Annotated in this window: 14 protein-coding genes; 9 read left to right on the top strand and 5 right to left on the bottom strand. The window is 45.9% G+C overall.

The annotated features are described in order from the left end of the window. The first annotated feature begins 162 nt into the window (after window positions 1–162). The 7 genes from CXF83_RS01725 (at window position 163) to CXF83_RS01755 (ending at window position 11,720) form a co-directional block, all read left to right on the top strand. On the top strand, window positions 163–2,379 hold the full coding sequence (locus CXF83_RS01725) for a molybdopterin-dependent oxidoreductase (protein WP_101093402.1): 2,217 nt from the start codon (window positions 163–165) through the stop codon (window positions 2,377–2,379). Between the two features lie 10 nt (window positions 2,380–2,389). Then, window positions 2,390–2,935, top strand: coding sequence for a 4Fe-4S dicluster domain-containing protein (locus CXF83_RS01730; protein ID WP_101093403.1), 546 nt, complete (start codon window positions 2,390–2,392; stop codon window positions 2,933–2,935). Continuing rightward, entirely contained in the window at window positions 2,935–3,522 is a 588-nt protein-coding gene (locus tag CXF83_RS01735; RefSeq protein WP_101093404.1) for a TorD/DmsD family molecular chaperone, read from the top strand. Before CXF83_RS01730 ends, CXF83_RS01735 begins: the two co-directional genes overlap by 1 nt. A gap of 141 nt (window positions 3,523–3,663) precedes the next feature. Beyond that, window positions 3,664–4,629, top strand: a complete 966-nt coding sequence (locus tag CXF83_RS01740) for a formate dehydrogenase subunit gamma (protein WP_101093405.1) — start codon at window positions 3,664–3,666, stop codon at window positions 4,627–4,629. Window positions 4,630–4,777: 148 nt separating this feature from the next. After that, window positions 4,778–5,836 carry a porin gene (locus CXF83_RS01745; RefSeq protein WP_101093406.1) on the top strand — a complete coding sequence of 353 codons (1,059 nt, stop codon included), beginning with the start codon at window positions 4,778–4,780 and terminating at the stop codon, window positions 5,834–5,836. Window positions 5,837–5,958: 122 nt separating this feature from the next. Further along, on the top strand, window positions 5,959–7,827 hold the full coding sequence (locus CXF83_RS01750; RefSeq protein WP_180961025.1) for a methyl-accepting chemotaxis protein: 1,869 nt from the start codon (window positions 5,959–5,961) through the stop codon (window positions 7,825–7,827). 332 nt (window positions 7,828–8,159) lie between these two features. Then, a complete protein-coding gene (locus CXF83_RS01755) occupies window positions 8,160–11,720 on the top strand; it encodes a hypothetical protein (protein WP_101093408.1) in 3,561 nt (1,186 codons plus the stop codon). Window positions 11,721–11,843: 123 nt separating this feature from the next. Here the strand turns inward: CXF83_RS01755 and CXF83_RS01760 are convergent, their stop codons facing one another. From CXF83_RS01760 to CXF83_RS01770, 3 genes are all read right to left on the bottom strand, one after another. After that, the gene (locus CXF83_RS01760; RefSeq protein WP_101093409.1) at window positions 11,844–12,188 is read right to left on the bottom strand and encodes a YkvA family protein; all 345 of its coding nucleotides are present in this window, start codon (window positions 12,186–12,188) and stop codon (window positions 11,844–11,846) included. A gap of 79 nt (window positions 12,189–12,267) precedes the next feature. Next, window positions 12,268–14,580 carry a YgiQ family radical SAM protein gene (locus CXF83_RS01765; RefSeq protein ID WP_101093410.1) on the bottom strand — a complete coding sequence of 771 codons (2,313 nt, stop codon included), beginning with the start codon at window positions 14,578–14,580 and terminating at the stop codon, window positions 12,268–12,270. A 238-nt stretch (window positions 14,581–14,818) separates the two neighbouring features. Continuing rightward, complete coding sequence (locus CXF83_RS01770; protein WP_101093411.1) at window positions 14,819–15,217, bottom strand: MAPEG family protein; 399 nt, start codon at window positions 15,215–15,217, stop codon at window positions 14,819–14,821. Between the two features lie 221 nt (window positions 15,218–15,438). On the opposite strand from CXF83_RS01770, the gene CXF83_RS01775 reads away from it, so the two are divergent. Together CXF83_RS01775 and CXF83_RS01780 are read left to right on the top strand one after the other, a co-directional pair. Then, window positions 15,439–16,659 (top strand): threonine/serine ThrE exporter family protein, encoded by a 1,221-nt coding sequence (locus CXF83_RS01775; protein WP_101093412.1) that lies wholly within the window; start codon window positions 15,439–15,441, stop codon window positions 16,657–16,659. A 181-nt stretch (window positions 16,660–16,840) separates the two neighbouring features. After that, window positions 16,841–18,490, top strand: coding sequence for a hypothetical protein (locus tag CXF83_RS01780; protein ID WP_232775003.1), 1,650 nt, complete (start codon window positions 16,841–16,843; stop codon window positions 18,488–18,490). 10 nt (window positions 18,491–18,500) lie between these two features. Here the strand turns inward: CXF83_RS01780 and CXF83_RS01785 are convergent, their stop codons facing one another. Continuing rightward, window positions 18,501–20,597, bottom strand: a complete 2,097-nt coding sequence (locus CXF83_RS01785; protein WP_101093413.1) for a winged helix-turn-helix domain-containing protein — start codon at window positions 20,595–20,597, stop codon at window positions 18,501–18,503. Window positions 20,598–20,937: 340 nt separating this feature from the next. Next, window positions 20,938–24,588 (bottom strand): S8 family serine peptidase, encoded by a 3,651-nt coding sequence (locus tag CXF83_RS01790; protein ID WP_101093414.1) that lies wholly within the window; start codon window positions 24,586–24,588, stop codon window positions 20,938–20,940. Between the last annotated feature and the right edge of the window lie 554 nt (window positions 24,589–25,142).

The following is a 25,142-nucleotide window of genomic DNA, read 5'->3' on the forward strand; positions in this document are numbered from 1 at the left end:
AGAGGCCTGATTTGACCGTTAAAGGAGTAACACCAGAACTAAACCGTTCAAAAAAGAGTAAGTACTAACTACGCCTGAAGTTAAACTACTCACAGTAATATTAATGTCGTCAACGCAAAAAATATAAGTAGTGAATAAACACTATCAAGATGGGGAACACATATGAAGATTAACAGACGCACCTTCCTGCAGGGAGTCGGAGCCAGCTCCGTTGTAGGCTCTCTGTCAGGCTTGATGCCCGGCATTGCCAGCGCTACGGAACAACGTGGCGGCGCACCAGACAAATTACTCAAGCGCGAAGGTGAGATCAAATATCACACTTGCCAACGTAACTGTGCTGACCGTTGCTTACTTAAATGTACCGTACAAAATGGCCGTTTTACCTATGTCGAAGGTGCTTCAGAGATGAAGAAAATGGGCACCTCACCTTGTGTAAAGGGCCATGCCTATGTGCAGTACACTTACGCTGCCGACCGTATCTTACACCCAATGGAACGTGCGGGTGAAAAGGGCGAAGGCAAGTGGCGTCGTATTTCATGGGATGAAGCCTATGAAAAAATTAGCTCTCGCCTGAAGACAATTATTAAAGAGCACGGTTCGGATTCGATCCTGCCATACAGCTACTCTGGTCACGAAGGCGTTATCGGTAAATACGGCGGACCAAGCCGCTTCTTCAATGCCGTTGGTGCACGTAAGCTCGACCGTAAGGTGTGTGTATTTGCCGCCTATGAAGGTCTTAAATCTGTGACAGGTACTTACCAAGGTCCAGATCCATACGACAACATCTACACCAACTGTTATATCTCTTGGGGTCAGAACGAGACGGCAACCAACGTTCACGGTATTAAGTTCATCAACCAGGCACGCGATAAGGGTGCCAAGCTGTTAGTTGTGAACCCGATGCGTACGCCGATTGCGTCACAAGCTGATATCTGGCTACAACCAAAGCCAAGTACCGATACCCATCTTGCTGCCGGTATCATGAAATACTTGATCGAAAATAACTTAGCCGATCTTAAGTTTATCGAAGCTAATACTCTGGGTTACCAAGACCTGCTAAAACGTCTCGACGAAATGAGTTACGACGAAATAGAGAAGGTTACAGGTGTACCAAGAGAGAAGATGTTCAAGTTTGCCAAGGTCTACGGTGAGTCTGAGCTATCGGTATTACGTCTAGGTTACGGTATGCAGCGTAACTACAACGGCGCTCGTATGTCTCGCGCTATCGCGATGATGCACGCTGTTGCGGGTCAATTCGGTAAGATTGGTAATGGTTTTGTTTACGATAACACCCAAGCCGATGACAGCCTGAACTACTCTAAGGGTCGTGCGGATCATATCCATCCCCATGGTGACACGGTAGGCCATGTCAACATGACGGAAATCGCCAAGGCGCTTCACCCGACTAATCCGACTGGCTATGGCAAACCCATCAAGCCTATTAAAGCTGTGATTAACTACAATGGTAACTTCGTTTCAGTAGCGCCAGATTCCAATGCCTGTCGCCGCGGTGTTATGCGTGATGATCTGTTCTTAGTCGTCCATGATTTCTTGATGACTGATACTGCAGAACTTGCCGATATTATTGTGCCATCAACCACGCAGTTCGAGTTCCCAGATATGGGTACTGATTACAACTGTTACCACATGCAAACTTCTGAGAAAGTGATTGAGCCTTTAGGTGAATCTAAAGATAACTGGGTCTTCTTCAAAGAGTTAGCCGCTCATATGGGACTGGATCACCATCCAGAGATGCGCGTCGATTATGAACAAATTCTGCGTGACTTCTTAGACACTGAAGAACCTGCGTTCAAACACAACAACATCACCTACGAACAGATCATCAAAGAGAAGTTTGTCACAGTCTACGAGCAACGTCCCTATTTTGGTGACGGCAAGTATAAGACTGACAGTGGCAAGATTGAATTCCATTCTCAGATGATGATTGATGCCGGCTACCACCCAGTGATTGACTTCGGTTTGCCTGAAGATGAGATGATCCCTGAAGAGAAGAACTTGCCATTCCGCATGTTATCTCCTGCGATCCCTCAACGTGCAAACAGCGCCTTCTATAACGTGAAGTATATTCGTAACTTCCCGGCGTATTTTGCCAAGATTAATACCGAAGACGCTAAAGCGTTAGGCATTAAGAATAACGACACAGTCCGACTCAGCAACCACCGTGGCGAAGCTTTCTTCACCGCACAGGTTTCAGGTCAGGTTGGCCGCGGCACCGTAATGGCGCCCAAGAACAACTGGCGCCGTATGGACCCTCAGGGCAGAGCTAGTTGTACCAACAACCTCACTACCGACAAGTTAACCGATATGGGCGGCTGTTCAGCCTACCATTCGACTAATGTCGCGTTAGAAAAAGCCTAAGGAGTAAAAGATGTCTATTAATCAAAAAGTGGGCTTTGTCTTCAGACAAGAGAACTGTGTCGGTTGTGGTGCCTGCACCGTGGCTTGCCAAATTCATAATGAACTACCAGAGAACCATCGTTTCCGCAAAGTCGACCGCTATGAAGTAGAACGTGAAGACGGCGCGATTGATGTGTGGTTATCTCACTCTTGCATGCACTGTGAAAACCCTGCCTGCCTAATGGTTTGCCCGACTAAGGCCTACCATGTCAGAGATGACGGTATCGTGGTGCTAGATCGTGAGAAATGTACTGGTTGTGGCCTATGTGTCAGCGCCTGTCCATACTCTGCGGTCAACATTCGTGAAGACGATGGTAAGGCTGACAAATGCAACATGTGTGTCGAACTACTAGACCGTGGCATGGCACCCGCCTGCGTTGCTGGCTGTCCAGTTGAATGTATCCAAGTCGGTAACATCGATGAAGTGTTAAAGAAACCATCTGCCAGTAAAGAAGGTGTCGGTTACGGCGATTGCATCACGAAACCAAACATGGTGATTATTAAGGAACGCGCATAATGACAATGCAATATGGTCCGATGGCAACAGCATATTTTGCCTATAAATCGATGATCTTCGCGCCCTCTGGGACAGAGGCGTTAACCGGCATGATCGCATATCTCGAAGCGAATCGTCCCGATAGCGCTTTGCTCACAGAAGCAAAGAAATTTGTCGATGACTCATCGGAATTGGAGTTTGACTTCAACCGCATGTGTATCGGGCCATATAAGCTGTTGGTTGCTCCCTACGAGGGCGTTTATCGCAGCGGCAACCATGTCATGAATACAGACGAAACGGTCAGAGTTGCCGAGTTTTATCAAGAGATTGGCTTGGTCATTGACGATAAATTCAATGAACCTGCCGACTTTATCGGTAACGAACTGGAGTTTCTCTACTGTGTTCACGCGTTAGCGAGTGAGCAGAAAGCAGCCAATAATATCGACGCCTTCGAGGAACTCACAGCCATTGGCGACGAGTTTATCACTAAGCACCTTGGCACTTGGATCACGCCCTTCTGTGAAGGGATAAAGAGCCATGCCCAGCAAGCTTTTTGGCGCGAGTTTGCGACTGAACTGCACCTTTTGATCACCCAACAAATGCAGTGATGAGTTGACTTTATACACGATAAGTTAACCCATTTTGTACCGAGTGAAACGGTAATGTCCGTCGATACCTGAATCTATACCCCTCAGATATTCGACGGGAAGTACCCAATAGGCGACCTAACATCGCTAAAGGAGTTACGAATGAACAGAGCAATAAGATTGTTTAGTTTTATTGTCATGAGCCTGTTTGTCTCAACAGCAGCCATGGCTGCTGACGTTGCGACATTGCAGCCTCAGCAATGGCAAGAAATTCAAGTAGAAGCTATACCAGGTGACATCCCGGAAATACGCGGTATGCCGACGCAACCTGAGTTATTGATGCCAGCATCAATACCTGAAGATGCTGACGAAACTATTCTGGGTTACTTAGCAGCCACAGAAAGTATCGCATTTTTGGTTTTTGCTAGCCTGTTTGGCGTCATCGCCTTGTTTATCATCTTCATCATGGTGAACGGCATTTCGCGTCTGGATAAAGGCTTCTCGGGTAAGATGATCAAACGCTGGTCAGGCTTAAGCATCAGTGTGCATTGGCTGGGAGCGATTGCCTGCATCCTGCTTATGCTAACGGGTTTAGTCTTAGCGGGGGGTCGACACTACTTTGAGCCAAGCATGAATGCCTCTAGCTGGGCATCGCTGGTCGGTCTTTCTAGCGGCCTGCATGAGCTAATGGCGTTTCCCTTCATCTTAGGTTACATCCTGATGATATTGATGTGGGCACCAAAGCAAATTCCAGCCAGCTATGACCTTAAGTGGTTTGCCGTACTTGGTGGTTACCTCAATACCGGTAAGAAACATCATCCAGATGCAGGCTTTGCCAACGCTGGTGAAAAGCTTTGGTTCTGGGTGTTTGCACTCTTTGGTGGCTTGATGGTGATTTCGGGTCTGACAATGATGTTCCCTGAAACCTTTGCTGTTACTAAGAATACCGCTAATTTGATGCTAGCAATGCACATTGTTTCAACCATCATCATCAGCGCTTTCTCAGTGGTACACATCTTCATGGCGACAGTGATGTCCGAAGGCGGCATGTCTAACATGACTTCTGGTTATTGTGACGAGAACTGGGCTAAGCAACATCACAACTTATGGTTCAAGAAGCTGAAATAATACCAGCTCACTAAAGGACTCACCCTGCTCATCAGCTAACAAAGGCTGATGAGCATTTCAAACCAACACTCATTCATTCGTGCTGCATTGCCACTCTACTCGCTAGAGAAGGTGAATTTTTGCAGCCGAAATATAGGGAAATACACCGATGAAAACACTTAAGTCACTGGTCGCGATTGCGGTTAGTTTATGCTGCGCTAACGTTTACGCTGCAGAAGATACCGCCTCGCTTGAAGCCCGTATCGCCCAACTAGAAAAAAATGCTGCACCTTCACAATTTGAAAATAGCCAAGTCAGCCTTTATGGCTCAATTCGTCCGACATTAAGTTACTTAGATGACGGCCAAGATAAAACCTGGGATGTACGTGATGCACTGTCTCGTATCGGTATTAAAGCCAGCACTGAGTTTGCTGATGGCTGGACTGCGATAGCTCAAGGCGAATGGAGCGTTGATATCGCCAACTCAGGTAATTTTGGTAAAGCACGCCAAGCTTATGCTGCTATTGCTTCACCTTATGGCCAAGTCGGTATCGGTAAGCAACGTCCTGCGCAATACACCCTCGTTGCTGAGTATGTGGATATCTTTAACCACGGTAACAGCCCTTACGCGTATGACCATGAAAGCCCATTCTTTGTCGATAACTTTGTCACTTACCAACTCGTCACTGGCGACTTCACTTGGATGGCAGGTGCACAGTTTGATGGTGATAGCGGTGAAGATGCAACCGACATGATCAACGTGGGTGTGGGTTACGATCTTAATCAACTGCACATAGGTTTAGGTTATGTCGCCCAAAATACTGCCGATACTAGTGGCGTAGAGGGTGATGACAAAACAGTCGGTGGCGTAGTTGCTTATACTTTCAGTAACGACATGTATATGGCTGTTAGTTACCAAGATAAGCAGTATAACTATAATGCTGGCAGCATGAATAAAGATCGCAGTGGCAGTACTTTAGACACCGCATTTGCCTATCCTATTAGTGATGACTACAAAGTTAAGCTCGGCTACTTCCAATTTAAAGACGGTATTAATGACACCACCTCAGCCGACTATGACGGCTTTAATACCACCTTGGAATGGAACCCTCTCGCTAACGTGCGTGTTCACTTAGAATACCTTGATAAAAGCTACGACAACCGTGAAGACGACCAAGCCGTGACTATCGGCTTTAGATACGACTTCAACCTAACTTGGCAAGGCTAGTTTAGTTTAGTCGCACGTCTGTAAGATCCCACCTAAAGAGGCCGTTCCCCGGCCTCTTTTTATTCGCGTCATATCGTGGAGATAAACAATTGCTAGGATTTAGAAAATCGCTCATCGCGTCAATGGTGACTTTAGTCACACTTTGTCTTGTGATCTCAAACTGGTTGTCTTACATCGAGCTCAAACAAAGCACCATTGCCAGTACCAATGAAAAACTAACTAACGTGGTTAAATATGAGTCAGCTAATATTGAAAGCTGGTTTAAAGAAAAAGCCGATGCCATAGACGCCTTAGCCAAGCACTATCACAGCGGCAGTTATCGCGATAACTATGTTAATGCGGCAAGATTATCGACCGATGTAGGCGGGGTTGCACGGATCTACTTTGGTTTTGACGATGGCAGCGCCTATTCAACCGAGACCAGTAGCAAGTGGCTCAACGGCAAAGCAATAGCTGAAAAATATGACCCCCGCACTCGCCCTTGGTATCAACAAGGCAAGTCTTCTAATAATCTTGATATCACCGATATTTATGTCGATGACGGCACCGGACATGATGTAATTTCTATTCTAAAAAATCTCGGGGATGGCGTGGTACTTGGAGACATAGAACTCACTTACCTTAGTGATACCGTCAAAGCCGTTAACTATCCGGGCGCAGTCACCCTAATTACCGACCAAACAGGCAAAGTACTGGCATCAGAATCTCAGACTCTGACCACAGGAACCCGCTTTTCTGACTTTGGCTTAGCGCAAGTACAGCAGACATTATTGTCGAATGATGAAACCATGCAGGAATACACTCTAGATGGCATAGATAAGCTCGCGGTTTCAAAAGCCATTAATTTAGTCAATGGTAAGAAGTGGTATTTGTTTGTTGCTCTTGATAAATCAGTAGCCTATGCCGCTGTCGACAGTGCACTTTATCGCGCCATGTTGTCTTCCGCTATAATGCTAGCGCTGGCGATCAGTGTGTTACTCGGCGTGTTATTTGTACTCTATAAGCCCATTCTGTCCCTCAAAGAGATGGTCATCGAACTGTCTATGGGTAATGGTGACTTGACTCGACGTCTAGACGTTAAAAATGAGGATGATTTAGGCCAGATCTCAAAAGGTATTAACCTGTTCATCGAAAGCCTGCAATCGATGATGTTAGAGGTACTGCAATCATCAACCCATATCGCCAGCAGTGTTGAACGCTTAAAATCAGAAACTGACGCCAATCGCTCGATTTTAAGCGCACACACCACTGAGACCGAACAGATCGTCGCCGCCGTTGAAGAGATGAGCGCCACTGCCAACGATGTCGCGAGAAACGGCGCCGAAACAGCCTCTTTCACTCAAGTCACCAAGAATCAAACCATGGAATCAAAGGCCATTGTCGCCAAGGCAACCAGCACCGTGGCTCAGCTCGTGCAAGAAGTCGAAAATACCTCAACCAATATTGAACAAATCAATAAAGACACCATAAACATCACTCAGGTACTAAAGGTGATAGGTGAAATTGCCGACCAAACCAATCTATTAGCACTTAATGCCGCCATAGAAGCGGCTCGAGCGGGCGAACAAGGACGCGGTTTTGCGGTTGTTGCCGATGAAGTCAGAGCACTCGCCGCCAGAACCCAAACAAGCACAGCTGAAATTGAAGTAACCCTCAATAAACTCAGAGAAGCGTCTAATGCGGCAATGTCCTCCATGGATGCCACCAAGAATACCTGTATAAAAACAGCTGAAACCACCGAAATCGTCGCCAGCGATCTAGATGCCATTGGTGACTCAGTCAATCAAATTAATGATCTTAATACTCAGATAGCCACCGCCGCAGAAGAGCAAAGTTCGGTATCGAGTGAAGTTACTCGTAACATGTCTGCCATTTGCGAGATGGCAAGTGAACTGGCCATGAACGGCGAAACCACCAGTAATGAAACCGTCAACCTCGCCACAGCCAACCATCAACTCGAACTAATAGTGAGTCAATTCAAACTTAAATAATGACCAAACAATGCCGCTGGATACAGCGGCTTTTCTAGTCTAAAAGCTGAAAAATTGAAGCCTCTTTGGATTAAAACCACCTCAGTATTGCTACCTAGCAAATTAAGACTCTTGTTTAATCGGTTCTACACGCTGCCACAACTGTCGTTTAGTCACGACTTCCCACGCTCATTATTCAACGCTATCTCACCACACAATTCGGCAACAAAAAACCAACAAGCACCACACATGTAACCTATTGTTATTAATCAGGTAATCAGCTACTATTTTAGATATTATCAAGTATTCCCTCTTATAAATTAGCCAACTACTTCATTTAACAGGACGTTAAAATGGACTCATTTCCGAAATCTCAAATTGTCGAATTCAATCGCACCAATATCATAAGTATCGAGCAAGCATTAACAGAGTATCAGTCGCTGTTAGAAGGCCATCAGGCCTTTAAAGACAGTCAGTTTGATATCACTTTTATGGATATCAGCTCAGGTCAAAGGCTTCACCTTCAACTGACAGACACCGCCAATGCCACATTAGCGTTACAAGCCCTCAATCTCACGCCAGACGCCGGCTATGACTCAGATGATGTGGTGAGTGAACAGAGCAGTCTCTATATCTCAGAGGTCCTACTGTTCGCCATCGCACTAGAACACGACGCACTTAAGTCACAGCTTCGCCGAACCGCTCAAGCTATGGTTGATTATGCACGCTATGAGAACGATACCAGCGAAATGTGGGTCGATGACATGCGCGTATTCGGCGCCGAAGCTCTGTATATGATGGCCATAAAAGATGCTGATGACGCTGTGTATCTGGCACAGTTTTTTATCCCCTATTGGGACGATGAACACGCCAATGGCTATGAGGATATGTTGCTCAGCCTGATCAAGCGTCACGGCTGGTGCGATGCCATGATGAAGGCATTTGTTTGGTGTGATAACGCCGCCTTCCGTTTTGCCTTTTACGGTTGTAACTGGGAAGAACCATCTCCCGAGTATCAGCCACTAGGTGTATATCTCCAGCAAAACCCGCAGCACTACCAGCGCTTTATCGAGTTGATCAAACAGCGTTTTACAGCTCAGCCTATGCTTGCTTACAGCGAAAGTGATGATCTGAACAGCCAAAGTCCAGTATTGGCGATTTATAAGAGTTTGTTCCCCGAATTCTGCGGCTGGGAGCAGGAAGAAGAAATAGAGCTGCAACTCGGGCGTCACTTTATCCATGGCACTCTCGAAAATGAGGCGATGGACTTACAACGACAACTAAAAAATGAGCTTGATGAGCCACTCATGAGCTATGCCCAGAGTGTCTTTAAAAAACGGGAGGATGAGCGCTTAGACGAAGCACGTCAGGAAGCGCTGGAAGCCGAGCAGGGTGGCATTCGTATGCTGACCGATTTTATCGCGACACTGGACAATAATGAAGCCCTACTGAAATATGTGATCGTTAACGAAAATCCAAGTGTGCTCGATACCCTTAAGCCCTTCGATATTTGGGCGCATTGTAAAGCCCATGCCCCAACGCTGTACTTTGCGATGGATAATGCCTGCTGGGATACAGACGGCCTTGATAACCTGCGGGAGAACATACATCGGGTGTTTGCTTACCCCGCCAATGACCTGCTCGCAGAGGAAGACAGCTTTGTCGACGTCGAGTTCGAACATGGCACTCTCTCTAAAGCCTTCGTCGTCGCCGGTGAAAACAGTATCAGCCATGTCCAATCAGCGCACATCATGCTGAGACTCCTCGATATTTTTTATCGTTTATTAGCTCAACAAACCTTATCTGCCGAACTGTGTGAAATGCTCACTGGTGAAGGAGACTATCAGGCTATTATGACCACCGAGGCTTACTATGCCCGCTTTGACCCCGCTCCCAGCACCCCGAAAGGCGAGCTCAGCAAGCATGATAAACGTAAACTCGAACAGCTCATTGGTTGCTTTTCCGATCTCGATGATCCCATCACGCGTACCATGCTGGAGGAGGCTGATAATCTATTTCGTCAGCGTATTTGCTGTGATACGAGCCAATGGGATGAAGATGATCTGGGCACTGATGCACTCAAAGCTTACCTGCTGTTGAAAGATACTAATAACCAGATTAATGACACCTACACCGCCGAGTTACAAGCAGGCTTAAGTGAGGTATTCGAGCGAGCCTTAGCATTGCTACTCGAGCGAGCGCATATCCAAGGTCAAGGTCATTCCAAAGAAAATGGTTTTAACAACACTGAGCTTGAGCAGGTCAAAAACTTTTTCACTGAAGATGATGCCGAACTTAGCCAGCAAGCGATCATCGCATTATTTGACAAGCATCTGCACAGAGACGAAGTCTGTCGCCAGTCCGATCTTTACTTCCCAAAAATCAGCGAAAAGCAGATTGGCTATCACTTCTTTAGCGACCACGACGATGACTATCAACGGGTGGCTCTTATCTGTTTCTGGCTTAAACAGGTTGCAATACCTGAGGCTAAAATCGCCGAGCGGCTATGGCAGTTACTGATCACCATGGCGCCGACAAAAATGATCCGCCATATCAGTCGCCTCTATAGTCATCACAATTACAAGTTAGAGTTTGGCAATCAGCTCGATGAGATAAACTTCTACGAGATGCTTAATCGTCATGGTATAGCCCAAGACTATACTCTGGCGTTTGAGGTTGAACAGTCCATTGACAGCCAATTTCGCAAAAAAGAGTACCTTGCCTTAGTCGAGCTTATGGGGTCAAACATACCGTCCAGTCATGAACAGAGCAGCATGATTGGCGCGACTCATAAACGCCAAGCACAAGCCTTACTGCGGGGATTAGACTATACCTATCAGACGCATAAGCTGGAGTTTCATCAGGATGTTGCGCTGCGCTTTCCACAGCTTCCGTTCGCATTAGACTATGATTTTAGACAATGCTTGCATCAATTTATAGCGTTGAATAATCAGTCATGGGAGACAGTCATAGCGCACCAATTTAGCTCATCGACACTCTTCTTCGGCTTTATGTCCGATCCGGACGATCTCCCTAAAAAGTTGAGACTCCCGCTGCGGATGCACCCCGAAGCTGATATAAGCCAGACTCGTCATCGCGACGGGATGAGTTGGATCGGCGTCACGATAGCCCAACGTGTCGGCGATGAATTGCTGCTATTGGTTGGTGATAAAGACATTGCCGGGCGTGAACAGCTCCACGTCCGTGGGGAGGTGCTTGTCTTAGATAGCAATGTTGATGCAAGTGTGGTGATCGATGCCGTGCATAAGCTGCCAAGCCAAACGGGGCGTCAACATCTCATCGAAGAAACACTATGGTCCTACCTTCAGGGAGACACCCGCTATGAGGTTATGGCCCCGCTGTTTAATGCTTATATGCTTGAGGCTACTATCGTCGATTTGGATGAGTATCGAACTTACAGCCTAGGTCAGTTCCTGTGGCGCATCGATACTCAGCGCAGTGAACGACTGCTGTTACTGCTGGCTAACCACAGCTATCGTGCTTACAAGGTGATCATGGAGCTCTTGGTCGAAGGCGATATGGATAAGCGGGTGCAAGACGGTAATATTGACCTCGAAACCCGATTAAATTTGGCTCACGATGACTATGAAGAACACGCCTATAACAAGCTGATGGACTGGCTAATGAGCCATGATGTTAAGCGTGAACTAATTGTGCTGTTTGCCATTAAAAACTATCGCAACTGTATGGGAGAGCACCTCGCCGCGCTGGCCCGTAAAGGAGAGCTCAAGTCGATACTGCCCTACCTCCATGTGAATAATCGCGCTGCCTTAGTCGATATTCTCGCTAAGCAAGCGGATGCAGCTACATTGCTGGAGATATTTAAGAGCGATAAATCACGTCAGGTAAGGGATCGTATAGAATCAGCCACCCGTTCAATGACCAACGCCTGATAGGGGTATTAATGAGTGGTAGCAGTAAGATCACGCAACACTGTGCTTATGGATACTATTGAGCATAAGTATCTGCTTCTACTCGTCACTCACCACTTCATTGGTTCTGTTTATGGATCAACTTTAATCAAACCAAGCGGCTGATTTTTCTGCCGCTTGGGTTTTGACCTTGTCATCGACATACATCGACACCATGGCCAAAGCCGCAGCAAGTGCGCCTAAATCATCTGAAAAACCAACAACGGGCGTTAAATCAGGTATCGCATCAAAGGGGGCGATAAAGTAAGCCAGTGCACCAAAAATAATGGTTTTAGCCCATTTAGGAGTATCGGGACGCTGCGCAGCATAATAAAGGCATAACGCCTTATCGATCACCTCTCTACCCGCTTTTTGAGCAAACTTTTTTACTTTTTGCCAAAAGCTTTCGTCACTATAATCAGTGGTGATGTCATCTGGATTGTCAGCCATTGTTCACTCCAATAGAAAGGGAATATCCAATGATATTCCCTTTTTATTATTTAGCTAGCACAGTGAAAGCGCGCAATTATTACCTTTGATGCTTTGGCGTGGTGCCCCAGACATTTTTCTTAACCGGACGCTGGCCAGCAGGTTGTGCTTTTGTTTGGGCAGTTTTCGCTTGCCCTGGCTTGTTAGCACCGCCAGTCTTGCCAGCGGCTTTCTTTGCTGTGCCGCCCTTCTTGCCATCTGCTTGCTTACGATCATCAAACTGATCGGCAGAAAAACGGGTGAAAGCTTTCTGACCTTTTCCATCATCTTTAGTGACGAGCTTCTTTTTACTGCGCAATGCTTCTCGCTCTTGACGCGATTCAGCAGGCACTAAGCATGATGGGCTGTTACCAATGAGCTTCTCTTTACCCATTTCAATCAAAGCTTCACGGATCATCGGCCAACCTAAAGGATCATGGTAGCGCAGCAAGGCTTTGTGCAGTTTACGTTGACGACCTTTTTTCGGTACCGTCACCTCTTCACTCGTATGCTTCACATTCTTTAGCGAGTTGAGTCCGGTATGATAAATCGTGGTGGCATTTGCCATCGGTGATGGATAGAAGTTCTGCACTTGATCCAGTTTGAATTTTTCACCTTTTAGCCACAATGCCAAGTTAACCATGTCTTCGTTGGTCGTGCCTGGATGCGCCGAGATAAAGTATGGGATCAGGTACTGTTTCTTACCCGCCTCTTTCGAATACTTATCAAAAAGCTCTTTAAATTTATCGTAACTACCCATGCCGGGCTTCATCATCTTGTTTAGCGGTCCATCCTCAGTATGCTCTGGCGCAATCTTAAGATAGCCACCCACGTGATGGGTTGCGAGCTCTTTAACGTAGCGGGGATCTTCACTTGCAAGATCATAGCGAACGCCCGAGGCGATCAATACTTTTTTAATGCCGGGAACATCGCGCGCAGCACGGTACAGATCGATGGTTGCTTGATGATCAGTATCTAAATGGCCACAAATAGCGGGGAATACACAGGATAGACGGCGGCAAGTACTCTCAGCTTTTACACTAGAGCAGCCTAAGCGATACATGTTAGCCGTTGGGCCACCAAGATCGGAGATGACCCCAGTAAAGCCAGGCACTTTCTGTTGAATATCTTTTATCTCTTTCACAATAGACTCTTGTGAACGACTTTGGATAATACGGCCTTCGTGCTCGGTAATAGAGCAGAAAGAACAACCGCCAAAACAACCACGCATGATATTGATTGAAGTCTTAATCATGTCGTAGGCAGGAATGATATCTTTGCCATACGATGGATGCGGCACACGTTTATAGGCTAAATCGAATACGCCATCCATCTCGTCAGTATTCAGTGGCCATGCCGGTGGATTGACCCAAATAGCACGCTCAGCATGTTTTTGAAACAGCGCTCGAGCACAACCTGGGTTTTGCTCTTGATGCAAAATACGCGAAGCGTGGGCATATAGAAATTTGTCTTCTGAAACCTTTTCAAAGCTTGGCAGTAACACATAGGTCTTTTCCCAAGGCTTAGGTCTGGCAGGTTGCACACTAATGGCTTTAGGGGCGTCGTTATCAAATATCTTCTCATCCGTTGGGCCTGAGAGATTTTTGCAACCCACGTCATCGGCACCATAAGGATTCGGGATTGGCTCAATTTTATGTAGCTGATCGAGCTTGCGCGAATCCATCCCCTTCCACTCAGGCAGTGGCTCTTTACGGATCACGGTTGTACCGCGAATATCATGTAGCTGACCGATAGGCTCGCCACTGGCTAAACGGTGCGACAACTCCACCAGCGGGCGCTCAGCATTACCGTAAACTAAGATGTCAGCTTTGGCGTCTAAGATGACACTGCGACGCACTTTGTCTGACCAGTAATCGTAATGTGCTATTCGGCGTAGACTCGCCTCAATACCGCCAATCACGACAGGCACTTGCTTGAAGGCTTCTTTACAACGTTGGGCATAAACAGTCACGGCGCGATCAGGACGTTTACCCCCTAAGTTGCCCGCGGTGTAGGCATCGTCATGACGCATACGACGCTCAGCGGTGTAACGGTTGATCATCGAATCCATGTTGCCCGCAGTAATGCCAAAATAAAGATTAGGTTTACCTAACTTCATGAATTCATTTTTGTTAGACCAATCTGGCTGCGAGATGATCCCGACTCTAAAGCCTTGGGCTTCGAGCATGCGGCCAATAACAGCCATACCAAAGCTTGGGTGATCCACATACGCATCACCGGTAACAATAATAATATCGCAGCTATCCCAACCTAACTTGTCCATCTCTTTGCGGGACATAGGTAAAAACGGCGCCGGGCGAGTAAGCTCAGGGCGATACTTGGAATGAGTAAATAATGTGGATTCTACTTGCATGGATTAGACAGCCTAACTTAGAAACAAAAAATACGGGTTAAACGCCCCGATTCTAGCTCACATCGGGGACGCGGAGTATAACAGGCTCCGCGCCGCAGGTGTGACTAAAAAAGCATCAATACGATGCTTTTTTTAGTATAGTCTATATGCCCTTTAATTGGCTGTGGGTATTGCTAGGCGGGACTTGTCACCTTATAGATAGTCAATATCTACCCCCTGCTGAACGCTATCTGCAGGGTTAAAGACTCGCTACAAATGCAACAAGATTCACCACCACTAAGCCCACTAAAACTGCCCATGTCATCAGTACTCCCCAGAAGCGGCCAAAGTGATAACCCCCCTTGCCTTGGGTTAAACCGATGGCATGCATCAAGCGTGACACAATCCAAAGCGTACCAAAAATATGCAATACCGCGGCGCTAGTACCGTTACTTTCGGCAACCACAAATAACAACATCGCTATCGGTGCGTTCTCGAGTAAATTTTCATGCACCCGACAAGCAAGACTCAGTGGCTCGTTACCAGCAGTACCAATGCCAATTTTATGTGTTTTTCTTATTTTTATGACTCGATAGGCTAACGCTATAACGAGTAATGCAGTAAGGCTAATATACAGACCTGATATCGCGAGTGGCATGGAACATCCTACTTGTAATTATGATTAACGACACAGCATTACAATTTATGAACATTAAGTAAATAAATCGCAACTTTTTTTGAGCAAATCAGGTAAGATGCGCTCGTCAAGAATCAGCCAATAAATAGTGGTGCATTGCAGCGATATATAAGCTCAATGAGACCGTGTTTATTGATAATAATTAAGCCTTACAATTAAGACATAAATAGCGAATAGCCATTGTGAACAATCAAGAGTTTCTAGAAAAGCGACGTTTTATCATTCGACTCGGTAAAGCACTGCATAAGTTTGGTACGCCCGCCTACCGGCTTGAAACACACCTGCAAGCAGTGTCAAAACTGCTTGGTATAGAGGGTTATTTCTTGGTGTCGCCAACAGCAATGACATTCGTGCTGCAGCACGATGAAGATCAAGAATATAATCACGTGGCACGGGTTAACCCAGGTGAACTCGATTTAGGCTCATTAGCGCGAACCGACGAACTCGTTGAAGAGCTAATGTCTGGCAAACGCACATTAACCGAATCACTTGAGCGCTTAGAAGAGATATCCAACAAGCCTAACCCTTACGGTACAGCCTTAACACTATTGGCTTTTGGCAGCTCAGCCGGTGCCTTTGCCATGTTAATGGGCACCAGTTGGAACGATGTTTTTTGGTCAGGTATATTAGGCCTTATGGTTTACGGCTTGGTCTATCGCGCTGAACGCTCTAAACGTATGGCTGAGATGCTTGAACCCTTAGCCGCGATTTTGTGCGCAATTGCCGCATGCGGTATTGCTAAGTTTGATCCCAGTATGAACATTCCAGTGGTCATACTCTCAGGCATCATCATCTTTATTCCAGGCTTAGCATTAACACTCGGGTTAGCGGAGTTAGCCGCACGAGATCTCATCTCAGGTACAGCAAGGGTGATGGATGCATTCATGCTGCTATTTAAGCTCTATTTCGGGGTTATTCTTGGCTTAACAATAGGTAAAGCACTGTTTGGTGAAACCACCTATGTACCGCCTGAATCACTGCCTAAATGGGCCGTTTGGTCTGCTGTACCGATTCTTTCTATGGCACTCGTGATTATCTTTAAAGCGCGCATGAAAGACTCTCCTTGGGGGGTTCTTGCGGGGATTGTCGCCTTTTTCTCAGCCATGCTCGGCGGCATTTACTTTGGTGACTCTATTGGTATTTTCTTTGGTGCATTAGCGGTAGGCATATACTCAAATCTCTATGCTCGCTGGATGAAAGCACCCGCAACGATTGCGCTATTACAAGGTATCGTCATCTTAGTGCCGGGCAGCAAAACCTATATTGGTCTTAATACCTTAATTTTAGGTGAAACCATGTTTAATCAATCGCACCTTGGCACGCAGGTATTTCTTATTTTCATGTCTATTGTTGCTGGATTAATCTTTGCCAATGTCGCCGTACCACCCCGTCGCACCTTATAACTGTTTACGAGTTACAAATTAACACATGCGGGCGCATCAGCGCGCTCGCATCCTCTGCGTTATATTCGTCTATCCTCATGTAAAGCCATCATCTTATGCTTGACTAACCTGCCTGTTCCATGTGTTATAGCTATGTAATGTATTTGTAATCATCGTTATCTCATTAGGACTCCTCTAGCCTATGACTCGATTTAGCTGTTCGACGTTAGCCTTATTAACTTACGCACTGACCAGTGCGGTTGGTGCTGAAGAGATAACGACAAAAAAAGCAGACGCTAAACCTCAAGACTATGAACAAAAGAAGCATATCAACAGTATTGTCGTTAAAAGCAATGACATCTTTGATCTGTCTGACCCCGACACTTTCTTTATTCACCGCTGGGCCAACTACCTACATATCAATACTCGCGACTACGTCATTCGCGACAAACTCAGCTTTAAAGAAAATGAAAGTGTAAGCCAAAAAGACCTCGATGAAGTGCAACGAATATTACGCGCAGAGCCCTATATTCGTGATGCCGACATTCAGTTTGCTGAGCCCGCGCCAGATGCTGATGTCATCGATGATGGTGGTGAAAACATTCTGGTTGAAACGTGGGACAATTGGTCGTTATTACCCACGGTGAGTCTCGGCCGCAGCGGTGGTGAGAGTAAGTTTTCTATCGGTATTAAAGAGGATAATTTACTGGGTTTAGGGATCCGAACGCGCTTCAAGTACCAGTCTAATGCCGATCGTACTGGTTACAAATTTGCGATTGAAGCTCCCCTCAACTTTATCGAACATGCCACCATAGCGGCTGACTTTTACGATAACAGTGATGGTCAAGCGACCCATCTATATTTTAAGAAACCTTTCTACACACTTGATGGCAGCAATATGTACTCGGCTGAATATTTAGATGATCTCCGAGTCGATACCCTGAAACAAAACGGCCAGGAGTTTAATGAATTTGAGCATGCTGTTACCTACAATAGTGCCCGTTACGGCTGGCTATTAAATCGCAGCAGTGATGAGCTTTCCCGCATCATAACTGGACTCACTCAAGATAAGCATGAGTTTGATAATATAGAGGAGTATCCAGCATCAGAACTACCTCAAGATCGTGATTTTCTCTACCCTTGGGTAGCCTATCAATATCTACAAGATGACTTTAAAGTCCTCAACAACGTCCACCTCATTAACTATAACGAAGACTTTAATTTAGGTTGGCAACACTATGTCAAATTAGGACTTGAAACCCGCGATCTCAACGATGACTCCCCTGTTGGTTATCACATCAATTGGCAGTCTAGCCGTGGTTTCCAAGCTAAAGATCACTTACTGCTGCTAGAAATGGATGGCGAAGGTGTGTTTGCCACCACTCAAAAAGACTATTACAAGGTGAATGTTGCCGCTGAGTACTTCTACCATATCACCCCTAAGTGGACCGCTTATTCCAAACTCAGGCTCAGCACTTCGCAAAACAATTATATTGATAGGCCCTTCGCACTCGGTGATGACACTGGGATCCGTGGTTACCCTAACGACTATCAATATGGTGACAATCAATGGGCATTTACGGCTGAAGTCCGTAATTACCCCAATATTAATCTCTATCAATTAGCAGAGCTGGGCTGGGCTGCCTTTACCGATGTGGGTCAAGCAACGGGGGGCAATGATGGCAACAACGAGATCCCTGGCGTTATTGGAAGCGTCGGGATTGGTGCGAGGATCTATTCGTCTAAATCAAGTTATGGCAACGTTGCCCACATTGATTTCAGTGTTCCGTTTACCACTGGCGCAGAGGTGAATAGCTGGGAATGGCGCTTCTTGGTGAAAAACAGATTCTAATACTAAAATGCTAGTGACTTGCAGCTAACGAAACACTGTAAATATCGGCATCATTAATTCCTAACATACTCACCACAATGGTATTGTCATCCCCTTTTGCCAACGCACGTTGTCCGCGAATACTCACAGCGGGTAAAGTAAATAGTAACTGCTGTTGATTATCAGCTGCTATCTCAATAATTTGATCGCTGATGTCAGTGCGCTTTAAAAAATACAGCGCATCGTTTTGGTAAAAGAAGCTGCCCCAATCACTCGTCGACAGTTCGGCTGTTATCAGTCTTTCTTCACCGCCATCATTCGGATGGTAATAGATCCCAGCTTGGTTATCGCGGCTGTAATACAGGCCACCGGCGTTATCCTCAACACCATACTTAGCAGCATGGCCCACTACAAACTCAGATTGTTGACTATCGAGATGATAAGCATAGAGGCTCCAATGTCCATCGACATTCGATGAGTAATAGATCTTACTACCATCATTAGAAAATGAAGGATTTCTGACATCACCTTCAATGCCACTCATTTCAGTGGGCTCATCGCCCCCCACTGAACCTAAGTAGAGGTTGTAGTTCTTTGCCCCTTTCGGTTTTATAGGTAATACATATTGCTCATCAATCGGTGACGCTGCTGGCACACCAACAATCCCCTGCAAATGAGTCAGTTGCTTGCTGCCAGTTTCTTGATTAACCCATAACTCCCAAGCACCGCTACGATTAGACAAAAATAATACCTCTTGCGAGCTCGCCACGAACTGGCCAAACATGTCACGAGAAGACGATGCAAGCTGCTGCTTTACCCGTCCGTCAGATAAGGACCGCACCGTAATATGCTCTTGTGATAAATGGCGAGAATAGTACAAGCTGTTGTTCTTCTTGTTGATAGCAAGACTACTAATGGTACTGTCATGATGGAAATCAACAACTGACTGTGAAACAAAGCTGTATTGCTCGATCACAAAGGCGCCGTCACGTAACGCATTAAAATAGAGCATATTATTTTCTTGCTCCCATGCTAAGCCAATAATCATACTTTCACCCTCTACCAAAGGTATCGCCTCTTTATTGGAGTGGGATAGCACGATGATTGATGCGCTCATATCGACCCGGCGAACAATGGCGAGCTCACTGCTGGAAGCAGACCAGCTCATTAACAGATCTTCCTCTCCCGCCGCAGGAAATGAAAACTGACTGATCTCTGATGAGTCGAAGTTATAAGTGTATACCGCAACCTTTTCTTCATTCTTTTTTGCGTAAGCGAGCCATTTCCCATCAGGAGACCAATCAAGACTATGCAGATAGCCACTGCTAATACATCCCGTATCAATAAGCTTATCTTGATTGGTAATGAGTTCTCTGACGTGCAGCTCACAGCGGCCTGAAGCACTAAATCTGAAATAAGCTAATGCCTGCCCATCTGCCGACCAAGTCGGTGATGTTTCCTTATCTTCACTCATCGATACTTGCCTCAATGGCGCGTTAGTATCGGTTAAATCTTTAATGTAAATCTGAGATTTTTTCTGCTCTCGTCGCCATTGAAATGCCATAAAGCGACCATCTGGAGAAATAGCGGCTTGCTCCTCTACCCCTTCAAAATTAGTAATACGCTTGGCCTTAAGCGGCTCCGCGATATTAGTTACGGTGTCAATAGAGGCAAAAAAATAGCCTATGACGGCAATCAATATGACGCCAAAAAGTGTAACTACAGGTTTGATAAATGATTGTGATTGCTTTGGTGTTTCAGAGGCGAATAGCGATGACGGACGAGGTTTATCATTGATAGCTTCAGGTGGGGGTAATAGCTGATAGCCAATCTTGGTAATGGTCTTAAAGTAGATCTCAGGCTCTTCACCGAGTTCACTTATGGTTTTTCTTAACTGCCATATCGCATTGCCAGTACCGCGCTTGCCCACTTCAACATTACCCAGCCATACTTGCTCTATGGCGACACTTTTAGTCACCGTTTCTCCAGCGTAAAGGATTAACAACTTTAAGAACTCGAACACTTTGGCCGGCAGAGTGATCTCTATGCTGTCCTTGCTTATCGTCATGTCGTGGCAATTTACGATACATTGACCAATCTGATATTTTTGATGGGGTAACGAAATCATAGTGACTGGCGACACTCCTTTAAAATCCTGCAGAAACAACAATATCTAAGCGAACAGCCCGCTTAAAGTTAACCTTTACGTAACATCCATCTTATCTGTGCCTGTTGCTTAAACCAAGCCCTAACCTAAACAAGCGAAAAAATACAACGTGTGGGTCACTATTTTACGAACAAAGATATTGAAAAAAACTCAACAAGCATCATATCAATCAATAAGTTGATACAAATCACATTCATACATTATTGAGCTGTATCAAATTGTAATACCCAAAAAACAAAAAGAGAGCACCTAGGTGCTCTCTTTCAATTTGGAGGATAAATTCCAACCAATTAACGCATTTTTAACGACGCACTTTACGACGTAGACCCAGTAGCGCGAATAAGCTTAATAGACCAAACCCTAAGCTACCGCCGCTGTCACTTTCGTTAACAGGCTCTTCAGCAACTGGAGCAGGCGCTGTCAATGTCAATGTCATTACAAAGCTTGTTTCTGTCTTGTTAACTGCATCATCAGCGGTGACAACAATAGTGTATTCACCAGCAGCGCCTGATGCGGCGTTACCAGTGATCATGCCGGTTACACTATCAATGCTCATACCTTCTGGTAAGCCAACAGCGCTAAATGTCATGGCATCGCCTTCAGCTTCTGTAAAGTACATTGAAGCATCAATTTCTGCTGCGCCTGTTTCACTCATTGAAACCGCAGGCATTTCTCCAACCAGTTCAGGGGCGATATCGTTGACGTTGTTGATGGTGACGATGACGTTTGCAACAGCGGTATAACTATTGCCCTGTCGACCAATGACTTCTAGGTTATAACCCAAATTACCCGCGTCATAATCCAGTGCAGCAGGATTATTAACGATGATCTCACCGGTATCACTGACTGAGAACGGATCACCAGGCAATGCATTCATTAGGCTCAAGGTGTATTTAGACCACTGGGCGTCAAATGCTGCCGCAGCAAAGAAGGTTTCTGAATCTAACTCGATTTGAGCTACCACAGTACCCATTTCAGCATCTTCATCAACTTGATGCATCTGGCCATCTTTTGGATGAGCAGTTAAAGAGTAATCTCCCTGGCCCATAGGCGATGTCATCCCCCAGTTATCTTCTAAACTGATTAACATCATGCCATCATTGTTGCAGCCAGAACCGAAGCTAAAGTTACACTCACTCGCCATACCAAGCTCTGCGGTTTCACCCGCGGCTAGAGTCACCATAGGTTGGTAATCTTTTGACTCCCCCTCTTCGACTAAGCGTGAAATCAACGGTAAACCACCACCATTAGACTCTGATTCAAGTGTCTCACCGGTGAACCAGTCAAAGTAAGTTGATGTCTCAGTTTTGCCGTATTTGACCGGATTATATTGGATGATGGGTTCGCCAAGATCAGCCACTGCATCTCGATCTGTGGCAAAGATCCAACCGTGGTTTTGGTCGAAATCGTCAATGCTAGTCATGTTCTCGCCATGATAAAGATCTTCTAAACAGTACTGAGCCACAAAGTTCTGCCCATGGCCAGTCATGTAAGTCGGTAGTTTAGATTGAATGTAACGTTTACGTGGTTGCGTCCAGTCATATTCTTGGTCAAAATCGATGAACCAAGCTGCTGGAGAGCCATTTTCATCCGGCTCAATAAACCCGCCCATCACCACCTGAGTCGCTTCATCCCAAGCATAAGGTTCGCCATTGACTCCTTTATCAAATTCGTTATCTAACACAAACTGCTCTTGATAGACGTTCCACCAAACAAGTGCCGCGCCGCCTTTATCAAAATGGTTCGCCATACCGGCATCGTTCGGCTTAAAAAAACGTCCAGCAACCACAAGTTTTTTACCTGTGCTACACATGGCTTCCTCGTAAATACCACCACCGATAACATTCGGAATATTACCTTGAACGTTTTCTTTTCCGGTAGGAATTTGTGCTTGATGAAACATCGCAGGAAACACTGCAAAGGTAGTTTCGGTTGTACTAGTATTGGTAAACTGTTGAACATATGCACCCGCTTCAGGGCTGACCATATTGCTCAAGTCGCTACCGTACTGCTCTGCAAACGTACTGAAATCCCGGCTGATTTCAGTACTCGCTCTAGGCTTCACCAACCAGCTCATGCTGACAGTGGGTTTCTCATCAGCAGTCAATTGCAGCTGACCTGTTAACTCTACTTTAGACCAGTGTTCAGAAGTGAAGTCTCTCGCCATTTTAATAGGCCAGTTCTCTAACTTTGAAAAATCAATTGCAAGTACCACAGGGAACACAACAGTCTGACCAGCAGGAACACTAACACTGGTCGGCAGATCCCACACCAGTGCCATATCACCCATCTTACCCGATGACGTCATCGTAACTTCATAGGTCACAGTCGCGTCAGAAAGGTTCTTTAACTGCACTTCTTTAACAAAGCGCTGCACCCCCATGCCCTCTTCAAAACCAAAGCTGAGGTTAGGCTGGTAGGTATTTCTTTCCCACGCGACGGCAGCAGAATCAATTGCAGCTTCAATATTTTCAACACCGTTACCAATCAACACCAGTTCAGCTTGTTTATTGGCAAGGTCCATCACATTGTTATCGGCGGTGTTCATCAATAGTGCTTTGATCTCAACCATAGACAATTCAGGACGTTTTGATTTCAATATAGCTGCCGCCGCGGCAACGCGCGCAGCCGCCATCACGGTGTGCGACTCGGTATCCATTTGATCACCACCACCAACTACCGCAACATCGATGTTTTCAGCGTAGCTGACCATATCGGGCTTTGAGTAGCCATTGGCACCACGAACCGGCCCATGAGGCGTACTTGTCGTCACCATCATCTTGTCGTCACTATCCGTTGTCATACCGCCAACGGTCAGCGCGCTCGGTGCAGCGCCGCGCCAAGTCATATTGAAGCGGTTATCAAACCACTCACCACCGGTACCAGCATTCACAACGACAAGTGCACCTAGCCCTGACGCCATCTCTATCGCATGCGCCTCAGCAACTGCGCCTGAAATACCATCATCAGACGGTGCATAGAATGCGCTGCCACCCATAGCGTCAACCACGATGATATCGGCGCGGTCATCAAAGCTACCGTCTTGATTAGGATCAAGTGCGTATTCCAACGCCAACATAAAGGTACTGCTTGATTCAGGGCTTAAGTTATAACCATAGCCATAAGGGTCCGACACATTGGAGGTTTTAAAAGCGGCAATTTTTGCCCCTGGTGCCAATGCGTGAACCACGCTGGCAAGTCGAGTACCATGACCTGTATTGTGAGTTGCACCGTCATAATCACGAATGAAATAGATATTCTGATCGATTGGGTTTGGATCTAATCCCCAACCTGCATCACTGCTTAAGTCCATGCCTTCAACAACCACATCGGTAGGGAAGCCATCAAATGCGTTAATCGCATTTTCCATGGCTGCACCATAAGTTGCCGCTTCACCATCACCGCCAAGCCCTACGTGAGTGTAATCCACCCCACTACCAATAATGGCAACTTTAACGCCCTCACCTGCAGTGACATCATCAACTAACGCTGGTGCTTTAGCCTGGGTAGACGAAGAAGTTGTCGCCTTACGTACTGCGTTTGCTGGAAAAACTGCGGTTGTCACTTCAGCGACAACCGCTTTAACACCCGCGATCGCTTTAATCTTGTCTGCATACGCTGCGTCAGCTTGGACACGGACGAAGTTACCAAATATTTTTGCACCAGGCAGCGTTTTAATGTTGCCATCAAGCGCCATTATGTCGCTCAGAACCGTTTTTTGTTTAGCTTCTACTTGCTTAAGGTTAGCGGCAAATTTCTTTTTGTTGTTAACCGTAGCTTTAGTGAGTGAGCCAGTCTCTGCAAGATAGACGTTAAACGTCACTAATTGGCCTTTTTTAGCGGGTGCACTGTATACAGATAAAGTATCGGTGCTTTGTGCGACGGCAATCGTTGCAGGAACCATGGCGGCTAATGCAATGCATGTTGCCAATTTAGATTTTTTGAATGACATATTTTTTCCCTAAGATGTTGCGACATCACTTTTATTTTTAAGTCGAATTGTTTTAGGCCAACCAGTCACATCGCTACAGCCGGCTAACAACTTATTAACTTTACCCATATCGTTTTCTGTTAATTGCGGGAAAACAACAAGCATTTAGCCTTTCATTTTGTTTCTTTTCTCTTTCTATTAGTCTTCATTTACTATGAATTCAATGGCTTAAAATTAAATCTGTAAACGTAAGTAAACAAGAAACAACCACTAATCTGAGTTAAATGGAAAAGCAAACTCTTTTGGATTGCAGCTCAAGAGCACTTGAACAGAAGAATATGGCCCGCGATAGCAGCTTAAACCCTCAACAGCACTGGGCTAGGGCACCGTTCAGCCGCCAAATTTCATGCCTGCGTAACAACTTCCCCTTTCTGAGTTAACGGTATGAAAACATCTAAAAAACAGATACATATAGATACAAGAAGATTACGTAAGACATTGAATCAAAAGGAATTGAAAAAGAAATGAAACATAAGTGACGCCAAATAGTAGCGAGTCGTTTGCTCAAGATGGTT

This window comes from Shewanella sp. Choline-02u-19, assembly GCF_002836205.1.
Classification (GTDB): domain Bacteria; phylum Pseudomonadota; class Gammaproteobacteria; order Enterobacterales; family Shewanellaceae; genus Shewanella.

What these genes read in the sequence shown, in the direction of transcription:
- CXF83_RS01765 (WP_101093410.1), bottom strand. Translation starts at nt 14,580, where the DNA reads ATGCAAGTAGAATCCACATTATTTACTCATTCCAAGTATCGCCCTGAG.
- CXF83_RS01790 (WP_101093414.1), bottom strand. Translation starts at nt 24,588, where the DNA reads ATGTCATTCAAAAAATCTAAATTGGCAACATGCATTGCATTAGCCGCC.
- CXF83_RS01725 (WP_101093402.1), top strand. Translation starts at nt 163, where the DNA reads ATGAAGATTAACAGACGCACCTTCCTGCAGGGAGTCGGAGCCAGCTCC.
- CXF83_RS01755 (WP_101093408.1), top strand. Translation starts at nt 8,160, where the DNA reads ATGGACTCATTTCCGAAATCTCAAATTGTCGAATTCAATCGCACCAAT.
- CXF83_RS01735 (WP_101093404.1), top strand. Translation starts at nt 2,935, where the DNA reads ATGACAATGCAATATGGTCCGATGGCAACAGCATATTTTGCCTATAAA.
- CXF83_RS01750 (WP_180961025.1), top strand. Translation starts at nt 5,959, where the DNA reads ATGGTGACTTTAGTCACACTTTGTCTTGTGATCTCAAACTGGTTGTCT.
- CXF83_RS01730 (WP_101093403.1), top strand. Translation starts at nt 2,390, where the DNA reads ATGTCTATTAATCAAAAAGTGGGCTTTGTCTTCAGACAAGAGAACTGT.
- CXF83_RS01785 (WP_101093413.1), bottom strand. Translation starts at nt 20,597, where the DNA reads ATGATTTCGTTACCCCATCAAAAATATCAGATTGGTCAATGTATCGTA.
- CXF83_RS01760 (WP_101093409.1), bottom strand. Translation starts at nt 12,188, where the DNA reads ATGGCTGACAATCCAGATGACATCACCACTGATTATAGTGACGAAAGC.
- CXF83_RS01770 (WP_101093411.1), bottom strand. Translation starts at nt 15,217, where the DNA reads ATGCCACTCGCGATATCAGGTCTGTATATTAGCCTTACTGCATTACTC.
- CXF83_RS01780 (WP_232775003.1), top strand. Translation starts at nt 16,841, where the DNA reads ATGACTCGATTTAGCTGTTCGACGTTAGCCTTATTAACTTACGCACTG.
- CXF83_RS01740 (WP_101093405.1), top strand. Translation starts at nt 3,664, where the DNA reads ATGAACAGAGCAATAAGATTGTTTAGTTTTATTGTCATGAGCCTGTTT.
- CXF83_RS01745 (WP_101093406.1), top strand. Translation starts at nt 4,778, where the DNA reads ATGAAAACACTTAAGTCACTGGTCGCGATTGCGGTTAGTTTATGCTGC.